11 protein-coding genes (1 of these 11 only partly in view) are annotated in these 17,993 nt (G+C 59.9%); 4 read left to right on the top strand and 7 right to left on the bottom strand.

The genetic code is table 11. The features are described from left to right. Positions 1-6 precede the first annotated feature (6 nt). The 3 genes from GAO09_RS21090 to GAO09_RS21080 all read right to left on the bottom strand — a co-directional run bounded on the left by GAO09_RS21090 (position 7) and on the right by GAO09_RS21080 (position 4,056). Entirely contained in the window at positions 7-1,056 is a 1,050-nt protein-coding gene (locus GAO09_RS21090; RefSeq protein ID WP_153357095.1) for an Ldh family oxidoreductase, read from the bottom strand. Continuing rightward, positions 1,053-2,021 (bottom strand): phosphoglycerate dehydrogenase, encoded by a 969-nt coding sequence (locus GAO09_RS21085; RefSeq protein ID WP_153357092.1) that lies wholly within the window; start codon positions 2,019-2,021, stop codon positions 1,053-1,055. Before GAO09_RS21085 ends, GAO09_RS21090 begins: the two co-directional genes overlap by 4 nt. A gap of 544 nt (positions 2,022-2,565) precedes the next feature. After that, positions 2,566-4,056: a S10 family peptidase gene (locus GAO09_RS21080; RefSeq protein ID WP_153357570.1), complete on the bottom strand. Its 1,491-nt coding sequence runs from the start codon at positions 4,054-4,056 to the stop codon at positions 2,566-2,568. A gap of 221 nt (positions 4,057-4,277) precedes the next feature. Between GAO09_RS21080 and GAO09_RS21075 the strand changes: the two genes are divergently transcribed. The 3 genes from GAO09_RS21075 to GAO09_RS21065 all read left to right on the top strand — a co-directional run bounded on the left by GAO09_RS21075 (position 4,278) and on the right by GAO09_RS21065 (position 8,971). Beyond that, on the top strand, positions 4,278-5,438 hold the full coding sequence (locus GAO09_RS21075) for an amidohydrolase (RefSeq protein ID WP_153357089.1): 1,161 nt from the start codon (positions 4,278-4,280) through the stop codon (positions 5,436-5,438). Positions 5,439-5,585: 147 nt separating this feature from the next. Continuing rightward, the gene (locus GAO09_RS21070; protein ID WP_153357087.1) at positions 5,586-8,282 is read left to right on the top strand and encodes a sensor histidine kinase; all 2,697 of its coding nucleotides are present in this window, start codon (positions 5,586-5,588) and stop codon (positions 8,280-8,282) included. Continuing rightward, complete coding sequence (locus GAO09_RS21065; RefSeq protein WP_153357084.1) at positions 8,279-8,971, top strand: response regulator transcription factor; 693 nt, start codon at positions 8,279-8,281, stop codon at positions 8,969-8,971. Before GAO09_RS21070 ends, GAO09_RS21065 begins: the two co-directional genes overlap by 4 nt. 53 nt (positions 8,972-9,024) lie before the next feature. On the opposite strand, the gene GAO09_RS21060 is transcribed toward GAO09_RS21065, so the two are convergent. Genes GAO09_RS21060 through GAO09_RS21045 form a run of 4 tightly spaced genes read right to left on the bottom strand, consistent with a single transcriptional unit; the run spans position 9,025 to position 14,909 of the window. Continuing rightward, complete coding sequence (locus GAO09_RS21060) at positions 9,025-11,229, bottom strand: site-2 protease family protein (RefSeq protein ID WP_235938360.1); 2,205 nt, start codon at positions 11,227-11,229, stop codon at positions 9,025-9,027. Then, positions 11,226-12,674 (bottom strand): efflux RND transporter periplasmic adaptor subunit, encoded by a 1,449-nt coding sequence (locus GAO09_RS21055; protein WP_153357081.1) that lies wholly within the window; start codon positions 12,672-12,674, stop codon positions 11,226-11,228. The genes GAO09_RS21060 and GAO09_RS21055 overlap by 4 nt, the downstream gene beginning before the upstream one ends. Positions 12,675-12,678: 4 nt before the next feature. Then, the gene (locus GAO09_RS21050; RefSeq protein WP_153357078.1) at positions 12,679-13,470 is read right to left on the bottom strand and encodes an efflux RND transporter periplasmic adaptor subunit; all 792 of its coding nucleotides are present in this window, start codon (positions 13,468-13,470) and stop codon (positions 12,679-12,681) included. A gap of 17 nt (positions 13,471-13,487) precedes the next feature. Next, positions 13,488-14,909, bottom strand: a complete 1,422-nt coding sequence (locus GAO09_RS21045) for a TolC family protein (RefSeq protein WP_324184853.1) — start codon at positions 14,907-14,909, stop codon at positions 13,488-13,490. 494 nt (positions 14,910-15,403) lie between these two features. On the opposite strand from GAO09_RS21045, the gene GAO09_RS21040 reads away from it, so the two are divergent. Continuing rightward, positions 15,404-17,993, top strand: partial view of an Ig-like domain-containing protein gene (locus tag GAO09_RS21040; RefSeq protein ID WP_153357073.1) — the 5' portion only. Its footprint extends 25,520 nt past the window's final position; the window shows 2,590 of its 28,110 coding nt (coding positions 1-2,590); its start codon is at positions 15,404-15,406; its stop codon lies beyond the right edge, outside the window.

The raw sequence follows: 17,993 nt of genomic DNA, 5'->3' as shown, positions 1-17,993 counted from the left end.
AATGCTTCAGATCGGTTTCGGCATCGCGACACCCAGCCGCTCTGCATGCGGCTCAATCGAGCCTATGATGGTTGGATAAAGCTGGACGCCGTCTGCGAGCGCCGTCTTCTTACGGCCAAGTGCTGCCTCGCCGGGCAGGCGCACGCGGCTGACGCCGGGCCGTGGCGGGGTGGCGTGGCAGGCATCGGCCAGCCAGCCGGTCTGCCGCAAAAACGCATCGCGACCACCAAAGGCTTCCGGGTCCCACACCTGCACGGTCACGGCTGCATTGGTGCCCTTGGGCGCATCGGCACGGCCGTAACCGGCAAGGCCCTGTGTGATCGCCTCCACCTGCAATGCCATGCCATAACCCTTCTGGCCATGGTCGAAACCACCCGTCGGCAGCAGGGAACCACCCTGATCCAGCACCTTGGGGTCACGCGAAGGATTGCCCTCAGCATCCATCAGCCAGTCATGCTCATACTGGCGGCCTTCGCGGATCAGCCGTTGCGACATGTTGTTGGTGGTGATCGAGGCGGAGATGTCGATCAGCATCGGTCCGTCGGGTGTCGGGATGCCATAGGCGACCGGGTTGGGCGTATAAACGCCCTTCAAGCCGCCGAATGGCGCCACCTGTCCGCCAGACGGTGAAGACGACGCGACCGAGACCATCATGTTCTTCGATGTCGCCAATTCCAGATAGGCGGCAAGCGCGCCGATATGGTGGCTGTTGGCGATGACGACCGTGGCGGTGCCGAATTTTGTCGCGCGTTCGGTGGCAAGTTTTACGGCTTTCGATGTGAGCCAAGCGCCGGGCAGGCGATTGCCTTGCCAGCATACGGCCGGTCCCTTGTCGCTGACGACTTCATAGGTGCCGGTCCTGGTGACCACGCCATCGGCGATGCCCTGCAGATACCAGCCGGCCAAGGCCAATCCGTGCGTGCTGTGACCCATGAGATCGGCTTCGACGAGGTAGGTGGCGACGGCTTCGGCCTTGTCGGCCTCAAGGCCGGCGTTTGTGAACAGCGCACGGGCGAGTGCCAAAAGATCGGCGGCGGCGTAACGTGGTTCGGTCATCGCTCATAAACCTCCTTGTTGAGCACGCGGGCAGGGCGGTTGCCGGCAATGAAATCCTTTATGTCGCTGATAACCATCAGGCCGACATTTTCAAAAGCTTCGAGACTGTCGGCACCGCTATGCGGTGTGAAAACCACGCCTGGCAGCTTGAACAGCGGATGCGACACATCCGGTGGCTCGGTGACGAACGCATCGATGCCCGCACCCTTCAGCCTGCCGGCTTCGATGGCGGTGGCCAGCGCATCATTGTCCACCACCTCGCCACGCGCGAGATTGAGCAGGCAGGCGGACGGTTTCATCAGTGCCAGCTTTTCGGCATTGATCAGCGCCGAATTATCGGCGCCGCCGAACACATGCAGCGAAACATAGTCGGAGCGCGCCAGCAGTGCGTCGAGGTCCAGCAGTTCGATGCCGTTTTCGGCCATGAACGCCCGATCCGGGTAGAGGTCGGAGGCGACAACGCTCATGCCGAGGCCGATCGCCTTTGTCGCCAAAAGCCTGCCGATATTGCCAAGCCCTACGATGCCGAGGGTCTTGCCGGAAATTTCCACGCCGGGCTTGCGGTCCCAGCCGCCGGAGACGACGCTCATATGACCCTGCGCAATGTTGCGGGCGAGCGAAAACATCAGGCCGACTGCTAGTTCCGCCACCGCATTGGCATTGGCCGCCGGTGTATTGGTGACCGGCAGGCCGCGCTCTGTGCAGGCGGCGATATCGACACTGTCTGTGCCGACCCCGTGTTTCAACACGGCGCGCAGTTTTGGCGCATTGGCAATGCTGTCCGATGTCACCGAGGTCAGGCCGGCGACAAGAAAATCGGCGCGTTCGATATGTTTTGAAAGTCCGCCATCCGGCAGGCTCGTGTCAACGCAGCGGATGATTTCCCAGCCGGTCTCTTCCAGCATTTGCGGCAGGCGGCCATGGCGGCCAAAACCGGGCGAGGTGGTGGCGACGACGATGCTCATGCGCTCACCTGCGGCAGGACCTTGGTCGTTAAAACATGCATGCTGTCGTTCATGGCGCTCCCGATCGTTCCTGCATCCGCCGATGTGGGCGGACGTGAATCCATGCGGGAGAAAAATCTGTGCGTGGCGTGATCAGCCGTCATGACGCATCAGGTGCGCCCTTATCTCCCGCAGGTCGGCTACGAGACTCCTCCCCGTCACCGATTGCTGTTCAAGACATTGCGCGTTGAGAGATAGTTGTCAATTGATGTGAGTATGAAAATTTATGTTCGCGTTGATTTTGACTGACGAAAGTCAAATTAGGAATGAGGTAAAATAAACTATCTATATGTTTAAAAATAAAAATATTAAATTTCATTGTCCGCGAAATCATCGATGAAAACACGATTATCCGCAATAAGTCTCGATGAAATGACAACTAAATTATTTACAACTATGTCTTGATGCGGGCATGTGTCGTTTCATTGTGATCGCTGAAAGAAAAGTCGCCGACCAGAGGCCGGCGATGTGATCGTTCAATTGCATTCCAAAACCGGCGCGCTGTTCACTCCGTCGCCTTCGGTTCATAAAAGGCGCGGGCATCCGCCGCCATCGCCTGCCGTGAAGGGATCTGGGTGTAAAACATGTGCCCGCCACGATAGACTTTTAGCGATGTCCGGCCGTTGGCAAGCTCCGTTGGCATATGGTCGATCACATATCGGCTGACACCATAAGGCGTCAGCGCATCGCTATAGCCATGCGCGATCATCAGCCTGAAAGACGGAATAACCGAAAGAAGATCGCGCAGGTCGGTGGAAGCGCTGGCGAGTGCCCGTGCATCGCCGCCGCGATTGCCGTTCCATTCCCAGCGACGGTTAACCTCGGTGTTTAACAGCGAATAAGTCATATCCGTTCTGAAGCCGAGCTCGTTGCGGGCATAGGTCGCGAAAGCCGAACCGTAAGCGCGCGTATAACCATCGAGGATCGGGTCGTCGTTCTGGCTGTACGGTACTTCCGGATAGGCATCCGGCACCGCGTAAGACGCGTCATAGGGACTTACCACCTTGCCGGGGCCGGCCATCTGTTTGGCATAGATATCGCCGAGAAAACCACGGCTGCGGGAAATCGCATCCTTCGGCATGCCGGTCATGCCCGCCAGCCGGCTATACAGCCCGTCGGCGGCGCTGCCGCTCGGTCGCGCACCGGCGAGCGAGGTGAGGTAGGCACCCATGGCAAAACTTTCCGCCTCTTTCATGCCGCCCGGTGTAAATGTTCCGCGTCGCTCCATCTCTGCGGCCGCCAGCGAAGGCAGCTGCAGCGCTGACGTCAACGGATCGTCGGAATTGCCTAGAAAACGACCTTCCAGAAATGGTGATAGCATGACGACGCCGGAGACCAGCATGCTCTGGCTGTCCTTCAATGCCGCCGCCACTTTCGCCGCGCGAAACCCGCCGTAACTTTCACCCAGCAGATATTTTGTCGCATCCAGTCGGTCGTTGCGCTGGGTGTAGAGCGCGATCGCCTTGGCAAGGCTTTCGGCATCCTGTCGCACCTTGTAGAAATTGCTGGCCGCCTCATCGCTGGCGGCCCGGCTCCAGCCGGTGCCGACCGGATCGATCAGCACGAGGTCCGTAAAGGCCAGCCAACTGTCGGGATTGTCTTTCAGGCTCGGCGTCGTTCCGTTGTCACCCGTCTCACCGAATTCCAGCACTTTTGGCCCGACCAGTCCCATATGCAGATAGGCCGAGGCCGCTCCCGGACCGCCATTGAAAGCAAAGGTCAGCGGGCGGCCCGGTTTGCGGTCCTTCGCCACATAGGCGGTGTAGAAGATTTTGGCCGTGCGGTTGCCGTCCTGGCCGATCAGGTCCAGCATACCGGCCGTCGCCGTATAGGGCAGGTCGGTGTCGCCGACCTTCAGCACATGATCCGTCGTCGAGTCGGCCGGGATCAGGCTGAAAATGCCGGGTGATGATCCCTCTTTTTCCTGTGTCGTTTCCACCTGATCACTTTGCGGCGGCTGCTCCTGCGCCCACACCGGTGAAGAGAGGCTCATCATCACGGCAGTGGCGGAAGCGGCAAAACGAATGGCAAGGTTACGGGGCACGGACACTCTCCAGCATTTCCTGTCGGTCACCGCCAATGTAGGTCGCCGCTCGCGCAAGGAAACTCAACTCGGCTTGATCATGGCGTCATGACGCACCGCCAAAAGCGCATTGAAAGCCTCAGGTGAGGGGTATAGTCATCGATGAAAGACCGGGAAATAGAAGAGGCGGAACAATGTATCTGACACCAGCGGAATTCGAGGATTTGCGGGCATTTCGCCATCGTTTGCATCGCCAGCCGGAGCTTTCAGGCGAAGAAATCGAAACCGCCAAACTGATCGTCGAAGCGCTGTCGGTGACAAGCCCGGACGAGATTGTCACGGGTATCGGTGGACACGGCGTTGCCGCCGTCTATGCCGGTCAGGAAGAAGGCCCGACCGTACTCGTGCGCTGCGAACTCGATGCACTGCCGATCGAGGAGTTGACCGATCTGCCCTACAAGTCGGAAATTATCGGCAAGGGGCACCTCTGCGGCCATGACGGCCACATGACGACACTTGTCGCCGTTGCTCGTGATCTCGCCCGCCAGCGTCCGCAAAAGGGTCGCGTCGTGCTGATGTTCCAGCCGGCCGAGGAAAACGGTGCTGGAGCCGCTGCCGTCATTGCCGACGAAAAGTTTGCCGCGCTGAAGCCGGATTTTTCGTTCTCGCTGCACAATATGCCGGGCCGTCCGCTCGGTCACGTGGCGCTGATGGCGGGTCACGTCAATTGCGCGTCACGAGGCATGCGCATCGAACTCACAGGCAAGACGGCACACGCTTCCTGCCCGGAAGACGGAATCTCGCCGGCACCGGCGGCGTCAAAACTGATCGCCGAGCTGCCCGGCCTCGGTGCCAACCGCAGCACGCATGTCGGCCTGGATTTTTCGCTGGTCACGCTCACCCATGCCCGTATCGGTGAACCCGCCTTCGGCATCGCGCCGGGTTACGCGGAAATCTGGGTGACCTTGCGCACGTTGCACGATGCACGCATGGCGGCGCTCGTCGCCCAGGCGGAAGAACTGGCGGAAAGCGTAGCCTTGCCGGCCGGCCTTCACCTCGGCATCACCTACCACGACGTCTTTCACCATTGCGAAAACGACGAAACGGCCGTTGCGCACCTGAAGGCAGCCATGGATGCAGAAGGTGTGACCTATGACGACGGCGACGGATTTGTGCCGATGAAGGGTTCGGAAGATTTCGGCCTGTTCGGCCATGTCTCGAAATCGGCGATGTTCTTTCTCGGCGCAGGCGAAAACCATCCGCGCCTGCACAATCCGGATTACGATTTCCCCGATGAATTGATCGACACCGGGTCTCGTGTTTTCCTGCGTACTATTCGCGACATGCTGGGCTGAGTGTGGGGGGCGGCGGCATATATAAAATTCCTATATGTTTGCCGCCGCAGTCCACTCGATTTCCTATCGCGTCCAAGCCATCTATGTTTGTTGAAACAGCATTTCACGCAGTCGGGAAAATGGCGACTGCGTGCCCGGAGACATGTGATGGCCCTCGATGACGGCGACCGACGCCCGTCCCCGGATGCGCTTCTTGAGCGCGCCGCGCAGGAGGGGCGTGGCCGCCTGAAAATCTTTCTCGGCGCTGCGCCCGGCGTCGGCAAGACCTATGAAATGCTGATGTCCGGTCGTGCCCGGCAGGCCGATGGTATCGATGTCGTCATCGGGGTCGTCGAAACACATGGTCGTCGCGAAACCATGGCGCTGGTAGACGGTTTTGAAATCATTCCGCGCCGTATCATCGATTATCGCGGCCAGACACTCGACGAGATGGATCTCGATGCCGTCCTGGCCCGGCGTCCTTCGCTGGTTCTGGTCGATGAACTGGCCCACACCAACGCACCAGAAAGCCGGCATCCAAAACGTTATCTCGATGTTCTGGAACTGCTGTCCCGTGGCATCGACGTCTATACCACGCTCAATGTCCAGCATGTCGAAAGCCTCAATGATGTGGTGGCCCAGATCACTCGTATCCGTGTGCGCGAAACCGTGCCGGATTCCGTGATCGACCGGGCCGACGATATCGAGATCATCGACATCACGCCCGACGACCTGATCAAGCGGCTTCATGACGGCAAGGTCTATATGCCGAAGACGGCCAGGCGGGCGACGGAGAACTATTTTTCTCCCGGTAATCTCACGGCGCTGCGAGAACTGGCATTGCGCCGCACGGCCGAGCGCGTCGATGACCAGCTGCTCAACCATATGCGTGCGCATGCCATTTCGGGTCCGTGGGCGGCCGGCGAGCGTGTTCTGGTCTGTCTCGATCATGACGGAGATGGGCCCGGTCTGGTGCGTTATGCCCGCCGACAGGCCGATCGACTGCGTGCTCCATGGGCAGCACTCCATCTGGAAACGCCGCGTGACGCGATGCGCAGCGAGGAAGAAAAAAACCGTCTGGCGGCTACCATGCGGCTTGCCGAGCAGCTCGGGGCGGAAACCATCACGCTGCCGGGTTCGCGGGTGGCGGCTGAAATCATCGCTTATGCCGGTGCCAACAATTTCACGCATATCGTCACTGGTCGTTCGGGCAAGTCGCGATTGCTGGAACTGTGGCAAGGCTCAGTCACGCAGGATCTGGTCCGTTATGCCGGCGATATCAGCCTGCATGTGATCTCCGGGCAGCAGGTCCATCCGGCGGCAACCGGCGTGCGCACGGCAACGCCGCCAGCACCGTTTCGCTGGCTCTCCTATCTTGGCGGCACTGCATTTGTGGCGCTCGCCGTGGGTGTCGGCACGTTGCTGGACAAGATTCTGGCGGTTCAGAATCTCGCCCTGGTCTTTCTTATGGCCGTGCTGGCTGCGGCCGTTCAAGGCGGCCTGGCGGCAGGCATCTATGCCTCGGTTCTGGCAGCGCTCTGCTTCAACTTCTTCTTCCTCGAGCCGCGCTACAATTTCACCGTCCGCGATCCTGAAAGTGTCGTCGCGCTGGTCTTCTTTCTGGGTGTGGCGCTCGTCGCGAGCAACCTCGCGGCCGCCGTGCAACGACAGGCCCGCGCGGCCCGTCAGAGGGCAAAGACGACCGAAGACCTTTACCTGTTTTCCCGAAAACTGGCGGGTACCGGCACGCTGGACGATGTGTTGTGGGCCACCGCCTTTCAGATTGCCTCGATGCTGAAAGTTCGGGTGGTCATCCTGCTGCCGGACGCCGGCGAGATCGTCGTCAAGGCCGGCTATCCGCCGGATGACACGCTGGTGGATGCGGATATCGCGGCTGCCAAATGGGCGTGGGAACACAATCGCCCCGCTGGCCGCGCGGCCGATACCTTGCCGGGGGCAAAGCGCCTTTATCTGCCGCTCGCCACCGGCCGGGGCGCGGTCGGCGTGATCGGGCTCGATAATGACCGGCAGGGGCCGTTGTTGACACCGGAACAGCAGCGCCTGTTCGATGCGCTGTCGGATCAGGCGGCCTTGGCCATAGAGCGTGTGCAACTCGTTTCGGATGTCGATCGCGCCCGGCTGGCCGCGGAGACCGACCGGCTGCGTGGCGCGCTCTTGAGCTCCATCTCGCATGACCTCAAAACGCCGCTCGCCTCAATCATGGGGTCGGCCGGTACGCTCAAAGATTTTCATGCCAATCTGGATGACGAGGCACGGCTGGAACTGCTTTCGACGGTGATCGATGAATCCGAACGGCTGAACCGCTTCATCGTCAATCTTCTGGACATGACGCGGCTGGGATCCGGCACGATGGAACCGAATTACGCCCTGCATTTTGCCGGAGATATTGTCGGAACGGCGTTGAACCGCGCCGGCAAAATCACTGCCGGCCACAAAACGAAAACCTCTATTCCGCCTGATCTGCCCATGGTCAGGGTCGATGCCGTCCTGCTCGAGCAGGTTCTGTTCAACCTCATCGATAACGCCGCCAAATACGCGCCGGAAGACACCATGATCGAAATTCGCGGCTGGTCGGATGGCGATCATGTCAAGCTTGCGGTCATCGATGAAGGTCCGGGCATTCCTTCGGATGATCTCGAGCGTATCTTCGACAGTTTTTACCGGGTCCGCAAAGGCGACTTTGTGCGGGCCGGCACCGGCCTTGGTCTGTCCATCTGCCGTGGTTTTGTCGAGGCCGTGGGCGGGCGCATCAAGGCTGCCAATCGCACGGATCGTTCCGGCGCCATTTTTACCGTCAGCCTGCCGATTGCCGCGCAGCCGCCGATTTCAGAGGAGATCAAATGATGCAGTCGAGCGTGCGCATCCTCATCGTCGATGACGAGCCGCCGATCCGCAAATTATTGCGCGTCGGTCTGTCGACGCAGGATTATGCGATCAGCGAAGCCATGAATGCCAAGGTGGCGATCGAACTTGCCAAGACCGACAAGCCGGATCTGATCCTGCTCGATCTTGGCCTGCCGGATATGTCCGGTCACGACCTTCTGGCAAAATGGCGAGCCGAGGGTTTGGACCTGCCGATCGTCATCCTGTCGAGCCGCACCGATGAGGCCGGCATCGTCAAGGCACTTGAACTGGGGGCGGACGATTACATCACCAAGCCGTTCGGAATGAATGAGCTTGTCGCGCGCATCCGCGTGGCACTGCGCCACCGGCTGCAGACACAGGGCGAAAAACCTGTCTTCCAGACCGGCGATTTGATGGTCGATCTGGTCAAGCGCATCGTCAGGGTGGCGGGCAACGAAGTAAAGCTGTCGCCGAAGGAATACGATATTCTGCGCGTTCTGGTGCAGCATGCGGGCAAGGTGCTGACCCATCGTTTCCTGCTGGAACACGTATGGGGCGAGCCGACCGATGTGCAATATCTGCGAGTTTATGTCCGTCAGCTGCGCCAGAAGATCGAAGAGATGCCGGACCAGCCGAAATATATTCTTACCGAAACCGGTGTCGGATACCGCTTAAAGGAAGGGCTTTGACTGGTTGATGCATGTGTTTATCGCAAAACTGCCGCACAGTTTGCGCACCATGCTTATAAGCCTGCCTCGCGCAACACGACCGTAACAACCCGCCGCCATACGCTTGCGGCAAAGCTCTCTCCGGTGGCATCCAGTACCATCACACCCTGAAGCGAACGCTCCGGCAATTCAGCCTCTCCAAGCACCGCGGCCGTCACACCGTATTCAGCCGTCACCGGCGCCAGCGTCTGCCGCCGTCCGCCACTTGGCGGATGCACGGCAATCGCACCGCCAAAATGTGAGGTCAGCTGCGGAATATCGATCTCGCGCGCGCCGGATTGCGCCAGGGCCGTCAACGCAATTGGTAGTCGCGGTTCGCTCACATCGTCGGGAACGAACCAGCCGCTTGCCTCCTGCGCCAGTCGCCGGCCTTCGTTGCCACCCACGTAACCGCGCACCACTGTGCCGGCACTGGAGGAAAGAAAGGCAAGCTGGTCTGAGCGCGACACCCATTGCCCCTCGTGAACATCCGGGTTGAGGTCATTGATCCGGCCATCGAACGGCGCACGCACCGTCAACTGTCCCTCACGCTCCTGAAGACCCTTGGCGCGAGCGGAAAGCCCGCCAAGCTCGCTTTCAAGCACACTCCGGGCGGCAAGGTCTTCCGCGTTGGCGCCGACACGCGCCAGCCTTCTTTGCGCAAGCTTTATCTCTTCTGCGACGATCCGCATTTCCTGATCGACTGCCGGTGCATCGATCACGAACATCACGTCGCCTTCCTTGACCGACTGTCCCTTGATGACGGCGATTTTTTCCACCCGGCCGGGCTCTTGCGGGTAGAGCCGCACGAATTCGCGCGGCAGCACCATGGCAGGGGCGCTCACCTGAGTGGAAAGCGGCAGGAAGGCGAGGAGGATGAGGCCGGCAAATATGCCGAAGCTGACATAGGTGCGCCGGCTGGCGAGGATGTCGTTACGCATGGACCACCATTCTTTCATTTCCATCCACACGGGACGGATGAGAAAAAAGCCGATTTCGACGGCAAACAGCATGATACCCACGATCTTGACCGCGAAGTGATAGACCAGAAGAGCAATGCCGAGATAGAGCACGATCCGGTAGATGGCGGTCGCCACCGCATAGATCGTCAGGGTCGCATCGAGCCGCCTTGGAAAGGCTTCCGGCGGTGCATAATTCACTCCGAACAGGAATTCGCGCAGGCGCCAGCGCATGTGGCGAAAGGCCCGCGGTTGCAGGTTTTCGACGCCGAGAAGGTCGGCGAACATGTAATAACCGTCGAACCGCATGAACGGGTTGAGATTGACGATCAGGCTCATGATCCAGCCGGCCGCAGCCAGCACGAACACGGCGCTGCGCAACACGCCATCTGGAAGAAACGCCCAGAGCAACAAAGCGAAAGAAGCGACCGCGAGTTCCACCATGATGCCGGCAGAATCGATCCGCAGCCGCGAACGCCGTGACGTCAGTTTCCAGGCATCGCTGACATCGGTGTAAAGCAGCGGCACCATGACCATGAAGGCAATGCCGATGGTCGGCACGCGGCAGCCGTGGCGATGCGCCACGTAGGCATGGCCCAGTTCATGCAGACACTTGATCAGAATGACCGAGACCAGTGAAACGGCCGCCCCTTCAAGGGAAAAGATGTAGGGGAAGGTGCCGACGAAATCTTCCCACTGCCGTGACACCAGATAGATGCCGATCGCCGCTGCGATGAGTGTCACAATGCCGAAACCGCGGCTGAACAGCAGCGATACCGAAGGCCATGTGGCGCGGATGAAGCGATCGGGGCGCACCAGCGGGATCTTGAAAAACAGATAGTTGTGGATCACCCGCATGAACAGCGAGTGTTTCTTGTTGGCGCGCTCATGCAGGCTGCGCCAAGAACTCGTTGCAGGCTGCGACAGCAGCATGTTCTGTTCCAGCATGCGGATGATGGAGACGATGTCTTCTCCGGTCAGCGTATTGGCGAAACGTGTATCGACCGCCTTGATCAGGTTCGAGACGGTGCGCGCCGCATTCCAGAGGGAAAGAATCTGGAACATTTCATAGGTGATGCGAAAAAACTTGTTGCGCAACGGATCGAGCACGACCCAGGTCGGTGCGCCGGAATAGCTGACGCCACCGCGGGTAATCTGCAGGTCCTCGCGGATCGGCGGCAGCGGAATATCTTTTGGCGCAGCCGGGCCACCCGTCGCTTTGCCGCCAGCCATTTTCTGCACGCCGGCCGGCAGCGAAAGCGTTTGCGTGGCGCCCGTCATAATCCGAATTTCTGCCGCATCAGAGCGATCGGCTTGCGGAACAGGTAATAACCGAGGAAGACGCGATCACCATAAACCTGCGCGGTGCCGCGAATGCCGAGCCTCATGCCCTGCGGCAATTCTTCCAGTTCGGCATAGATGCGATAGGCCAGCTTGTCGCCTTCCACCATGCGAGCCTCGAAAGACGCGGACACCACTGTCGCTTTCGCCGGGCGTAGCGGGTCGGAATCGAGAAAGGCGCGCACGCTGGCGCCCGGCGCAACGGCAATCGCGTCGGCGACCGGCACGTCTATGCGCAACTGCATGCGCGACGGGTCGGCGACTTCCATGATGCGCTCGCCGGTCGTGACCGGCCGACCGATCCAGTCGCGCTTGTCCGTATAGATCGCGACGCCATCCACCGGGGAGCGGATGTCGGAACGTTCCAGCATGTCGCCGGCATAATCACGTTTTGCCGATGCGACGGCGAGTTCGCTACGTGTCACCGCCAGTTCGGCGCGCAGGCGCGGGTCTGATACTGCGCCCTGCGTTACCTGCATCAGCTTGGCCTGCGCCACCCGCACATCCTGTTCGGCGATCGCCAGCTCGTTGCGCAGCACCACGTCGGACATCTGCACCAGTCGCTGGCCCTTCGTCACGCGCTGGTCCGGGTTGACGAGAATGGTATCGATCACGCCATCAAGCGGTGCGGCAATCACGGCCGGTCCGATCGGTGCCACGGCGGCAGGTGCCAGAACCGTCATCGGCACGGGCACGAAAGCCAGCGCCACGGTTGCGATGGCGGCTGCCGCCAGAGGCGGCTTGATCTTCAGACGTCGCCGCAACTTTCGCTCACCGGTCAGTGCCGCCCAGGCATGCGCATAGGTGTCGGCCAGGCGGCGGGAAATCAGCGTGTCGACCTCGCTCCAGGCTGTTTCGCGGGCGAGCAGCATGCCGCCGAAAACCTTGCCGTCCCGAAGTGCAAACTGCTGCCAGTTCATGAACCGATAGGGAAAACTTTTGTGCTCTGTATCTCCGGGCGGGCAATGTGCCGGAAGGGTGAAGGCATTGGGAGCTTGCAGACCCTTCACCGCCTGCAGGTCGGCAATGATCGCCTCCACCCAACGGATGCGTGGCGCATTGCGGTCGACGGCACCGATCGAGCTTGCCGCCCGCACGGTAAAAACGTCGGATCGCCCCTGCATCACAAAAACCTGCCGGCAGCGGGTCAGGCGCATGGTTTCGTTGGCGATGAGAAACGCCAGCTCACCCACGGTTTGCGCCTGTCGCGCTTCCGCTTCGACCTTTAGAAGCAAATCGAGCGCTTTGGCTGTGCCATCGGCCGCAGCCTGTGTCTGTCCGCGTGCATTGGGATTGCCGGCCGGGCGCGGCGCTGCACTACCTGTCTGCGACAGTGGCTGGGCGCCGCCGGACTGGTCCGGGCTCGGGGTGATCTTGAACTCCATGGGCCTACTCGCTCGCCGGCACGTCTTCGAACGTGGTTGCGCCGCTCATGCCGGGCAACACGCCCTCGGCGCCATTCCAGAAACGTCCGGTTACTTTCACGGTTTGACTGACGGGATCGACCACGGCGGCGATGCGCACGATTTCCGCACCGAGGCTTTTTCCCGTTTCATCGATGCGGATGCTGAAACGGCTGCGCGGTTTCAGCCAGCGAAGCCAGTCGGAAGGCAGCAGGATTTCGATCTCCAGATCCGACTGGCTGACGATCTGCATCATCGGCTGGTTCGGCTCGGGGATTTCATGCGCATGCGCGCGCATTACGGCGATGCGTCCGTCATAGGGCGCACGGATCACGCAGCGTGACATTTTTGAGCGAAAGCCTTCCAGTTCGGCGGCGGCCTGATCTGCCTTGGCGCGCGAAAGATCGACCTCGAAATTGCCGACCGCACGGGATTTGGCCAGGCGCTGGTTGTTTTCCAGCGTGATCTGCTCGGCGCGAAACATTGCTTCCGCCGATTTTACCTGTGCGGCCAGATCACCGCATTCGAATTCCACCAGCGTATCGCCCTTGGCAAAACTCTGGCCTTCGCGAAAAGGCAGGGAACGGATCGGAAACGTCAGGTCAGAGGCGATCATCGCCTCGTTAACCGGCTTGACGATGCCGCGAAGCGTCTCGTTTCCGGCCTGCGCCAGTGCGGAACCTATCGCCGAAAATGACCCGAAAAGACAAACGGCGAAAATCGCACCGCAAAACTGCTGGCGCGATCCGATGTTCGAAAAATACGTTCGATCGGTCATGATCGACCTCTGCCCGGTTACTGGATACCTGCTGTTTGTGCGCTCACATGGATGACGGCTGCGCCGCCGCCCTCGTTCCACAACGCCTTCATGCGGGTGGAAATCTCGGCGACGCTTTCCTTGGTGGTCAGGCCGCGTGGAAATGGATCGACGCCAAGAGATGCATAGACATTGGCGTAGGCGTTCTGCATGTCGGCATAGGCCATATCGAGCTTGGCGTCGGCCACCAGCGCGTTCATTTCCTCGCGGATGAGGATCTGCTCGCTGGTCTTCTGCGCCTTGGTTTCCGCCCGCACCTGGTTGAGAATCCGGTGCGAGACGTTGGAAAGGGCTGCCGCCGTCGAATAGGATTTGTTGAGATGGGTAAAGCGAGCGCGGCTGATATGGACCTGCGTCATCACGGCCATGGCAACCGACAAGGCACGTGCATCCAGCACTTCCTTTTCCGCCTCGATCTTCCTGTTCGTAGCCGGCAGCGCAAACAGTTTCATCGCGTTGAAGCTTACCTTGGCACCCCATGATGCCCAGTTCGCATCGGTGATGAAGTCGTTGCTGTCGTAATTGTTTCCGGCATAGACACTGAACCCCGGCAGGATGTCGAGCAGGGCGGCATTGACCTCCTGCTCGTTGATGCGCATGCGATAGGCAACCTCGCGCATTTCCGGACGGTTGGCGGCGGCGATGCGGTACATTGCCGAAAGATCGTTAGGAACGCTCAGCTTCGGATTGTTGCGCTTGGGTAGTGACAGCGTGAATTCGGTGCCGGGTGTGATGTTCATCAGTGCCGCCAACTGGCTCTTGGCAACCTTCAATTCGCCTTCGAGCTGCTCCACTTCACGTTTCACTTCAATGAGTTCGCGCTCATACGTCAAAGCAACGAGCGGCGAAGCCTCGCCGCTGCCGGAAAGTCCGCGTGTCTCGCGCAGGGCCCGCGCCACCCGCCCCTCGAGTGCCCGCATGCGGCCGACAAGCCGCTGATAGCTGGCAGCTCGCCAGTAGGCGGTGCGCACATCCTCGATCACCTTGTTGACGATGCGGCGTTTCATCTCCTCCTGAATGAGTGCCTGATCGGCTGCCTGCTTGGCGCGGACATAGGAGAGCCCGAAATCGAGAACGTTCCAGGAGAAGGTCAGGTCGCCTGTACGCACATTTGGATCGCGGGTCGAAGGTGTCGAAGGGTCGCCCTCATCACGACCGGCATATCCGGCGCCGGCCACCAGTTTCGGCAGCGCGCTGTAGCTCACGAGATCGGCTTCACGAAGCTTCAGCGAAGCCTCCATGATTTCGACCTTCGTATCCAGGTTGTATTTCAGCGCCCGCGCCATGGCCTCGTAAAGATCTATCGAACCGGTGATGGGCTCCTGATAGGCGGTGGCCCTCACCAGCTTGTCATCGGCGAAGGAGACATTGGCTTCTGCCTTGAGTGGATCGGTTTTCACCGAGCAACCAACTGCAATCAAACTGACCGGGACAATCCATAAATACGGAAACTTCACCACTGCACCTCAATTACGACCCGCAAAAATCCCCATCTTCAAATCTTGACGGGTGCCGCGCGCATCATCTCCAACGACAAGTCAACCTAGACGCGGTCGAAGGTGAAGAGTGAAAACCCAGGGCTGATTTAAGATTTACGAATATGATTAATAAGACGCTAACATATTAGAGAATATGAACGTGTGGACATGAAAAATCCTCCCGTGAAGGATGAGAGCTTGAGGTTCCCATTTGCGTGATGTGCCAGAAAAATACGGGTTTTCTAAAACATCATGTATTGCTAAAATTAATAGTAGCTGTTTGTAATTTGGTAAACAACTGAATCCTAATATTCGGATCAGGTTAATGCGATCGCTGATGTCAGGCGGGCTCACGGGCCCGCCGGCGCAAAACCCGGACGTTGTATCCGGACCATTTCTGCGCGGGAAGGTAAGTCATGAACGAGCATTTCACTCGCCCTAAAAAGCCTCTTCCCAAGAAGAAGGCAAAAACACAAAAGGCGAGGGGGCAGGATCGCATAGGCTCCATGCTGATGGAGCTTGAGCAGCGCATTGCGTTTGATGCGGCTGGCGCGGCGACTGTCGAACATGCTCAGGACAAGGACCAATCCGCAGCGCATGAAGCCACCGAAAGGGCGGCGTCCGACACGCGCGACAGCGATGCGCTCGCACGCGCGCTGGCGGCTGCGGCCGAAGGCGCGCATGTGGGCGCACAACCCACGGAGGCGCCCGGCTCTGCCGCCGGCCGGCAGGTCGTGGTGGTCGATAGTTCCGTTCCGGATTACGAATCACTTCTGGGCAGCATCGAAGGCGATTTCGACGTCATCGTGCTGGAGCAGGGCCGCGATGGGGTGGACCAGCTTGCCGAAGCGCTGCGTGGCATGGACAATATCCAGTCCATCCACATCATCTCCCATGGTGACGAGGGCAGGCTCTATCTCGGCACCGCGACGCTCACGGTCGAATCGATGGCCGATGAGTATGCCGAAGACCTTCAGAGCTTGCGGTCCTCGCTTGCCGAAGATGCCGATATCCTGATCTACGGCTGTGATTTTGCTCGAGGCGAACTCGGTGAGAGCGCCGCGCGGATGATGAGCTATCAGACCGGCGCCGACATCGCGGCATCGGACGATGCGACAGGGTCAGCATACAAGGGCGGTGACTGGACGCTGGAATATCGCTACGGCGAAGTCACGACCCGATCGGTGGTGTCTGCGGACGCGCAGGAACACTATGCCGAACTGCTCAACGTTCAGGCCTCTGTCGGCAACGGCGCCGTGCTCGTCTCTTCCGAACGGACCATCTACAGCGTCGACCTTGCCACCGGCAAGGCGACGGCAATTACCATCGTTCCCGCTACCGTCGGCGGTATAAGCATGTCCGACACGATCAACTCGCTGGCTGTCGATCAGACCAACGGCTTAATTTATTATACGGATTCGGCTTCCGTTGGCACCAATAGGGCGTTGTTCGCCTACGATTTCATCAACAACACCCATATTCTCATCGACAACGATCTGGCGAGCAACGGCTCTATCGCCAATGTCACCATCGGCACGCGCGGCGTCGGCAGCGGTGCGGCCGCATTTTACAACGGCTCGCTTTATCTCGGCATCGAGTCCGGAGCCGGTGACGCCCAGATCTGGCGTCTGACATTTTCGGCGGATGGCAAGAGCCTTGCCGGTGTTGCGACTTTCGGCTCCAATCTGGCCAGCACCGACTGGGGTGATTTCGCCATCGACGCCGCCAACGGTAACCTGCTCAGCGTCACCACTGCCGGAATCAACCGTTACAGCCTTGCCACGGGTGTGCAGGTCGGGACGACCTACGCCAACCCGGGCGCGTCACAGGGTGCCAATGATTCGGCGGGCAATTCCTATGTGGTCGGTGCGATCAACACCGGCAGCGCACCAATCATCCAGCGTTTCAACCCCACGACGGGTGCGACCATCGGTTCGGCGTTGACGATCACCACCAACGGTTCGACGGCGCTGTCGACGCCGATCGCCGATGCCGCCAGCTGGACACCGCCGACAGGCTCCATCGGAGACATCGTCTTCGATGACAACAACGGTAACGGCACGTTCGAAACCGGCATTGATGGCGGCATTTCCGGTGTCACCGTGCAATTGGTCGATGACCTCAACAATAACGGTGTTGCCGATGCCGGCGAACGTGTTCTCGCCACGGATACGACCGATATCAATGGCGCCTATCTTTTCACCGGCGTTCTGCCCGGCCGTTATGTCGTGCGGGTGACCGATACAAACGCTGCTCTCGGCACCGCACCGGCGACGACCGCAACGACCCAGGCGATCAATGCCAGCGCTGTCGGAACAACGGTGCTTAGCGCAGATTTCGGCTATAACGCCGTTGGTCCCATCATCGATCTGAACTCCGGCACGGTCTCGCAGGAAATCGTCGGCAATGGTGCCAACCCCGGCGGAACCGGATGGACGGTGTCCGGTACCGGCAGCATCGTCAACAACGGCTTCGCCTGGCAGAATTCCGGGGCGACAGGCACGATCACGCAGACGGGCCTTTCCGGCTGGAATGACGGGCTTGCACCTTCGGGCGCGACACAGCTGACGTTTGATGTTGGCTGGAGCAACAACTCGGTGGCGGGTCTTTCGACCGACAACACTACGCCGGCCACGCTGGAAATCTCCATCGGAGGCGTGGTCTATGCCCGTATTTCTACCGGTGTTGTTGGTGGGAACCCCAATACCGCGACGATCACCTATCTGAACGGCGCAAGTGGCTCACCGGCGACCGTTGCCGCTTCGGCGGTCAATACGACCGCATGGACACGGACACCCGTGACCATCAACCTGCCGTCGACGGTCAGTGCGTCGGGCGCTTTGGTGTTCAGTTACGTTTCCACCGGCGGCCTGCTCGGCCTTGCGCCGAGCACGGATGACATTTTCGTCGACACGATCAGCGCCTTGACGAATGTCGATGCTCTTTCCGGCAACAATTATTCGGCCACCTACACCGAGAATGGCGCGGGCGTGAATATCGCGGCCG

This window comes from Endobacterium cereale (genome assembly GCF_009617585.1).
Taxonomy (GTDB): domain Bacteria; phylum Pseudomonadota; class Alphaproteobacteria; order Rhizobiales; family Rhizobiaceae; genus Neorhizobium; species Neorhizobium cereale.
This window is presented reverse-complemented; position numbering and strand designations above follow the sequence as displayed.

Excerpts from the sequence above, each read along its gene's own strand:
- GAO09_RS21090 (WP_153357095.1), bottom strand. The coding sequence starts at position 1,056 with ATGACCGAACCACGTTACGCCGCCGCCGATCTTTTGGCACTCGCCCGT.
- GAO09_RS21085 (WP_153357092.1), bottom strand. The coding sequence starts at position 2,021 with ATGAGCATCGTCGTCGCCACCACCTCGCCCGGTTTTGGCCGCCATGGC.
- GAO09_RS21080 (WP_153357570.1), bottom strand. The coding sequence starts at position 4,056 with ATGATGAGCCTCTCTTCACCGGTGTGGGCGCAGGAGCAGCCGCCGCAA.
- GAO09_RS21075 (WP_153357089.1), top strand. The coding sequence starts at position 4,278 with ATGTATCTGACACCAGCGGAATTCGAGGATTTGCGGGCATTTCGCCAT.
- GAO09_RS21070 (WP_153357087.1), top strand. The coding sequence starts at position 5,586 with ATGGCCCTCGATGACGGCGACCGACGCCCGTCCCCGGATGCGCTTCTT.
- GAO09_RS21065 (WP_153357084.1), top strand. The coding sequence starts at position 8,279 with ATGATGCAGTCGAGCGTGCGCATCCTCATCGTCGATGACGAGCCGCCG.
- GAO09_RS21060 (WP_235938360.1), bottom strand. The coding sequence starts at position 11,229 with ATGACGGGCGCCACGCAAACGCTTTCGCTGCCGGCCGGCGTGCAGAAA.
- GAO09_RS21055 (WP_153357081.1), bottom strand. The coding sequence starts at position 12,674 with ATGGAGTTCAAGATCACCCCGAGCCCGGACCAGTCCGGCGGCGCCCAG.
- GAO09_RS21050 (WP_153357078.1), bottom strand. The coding sequence starts at position 13,470 with ATGACCGATCGAACGTATTTTTCGAACATCGGATCGCGCCAGCAGTTT.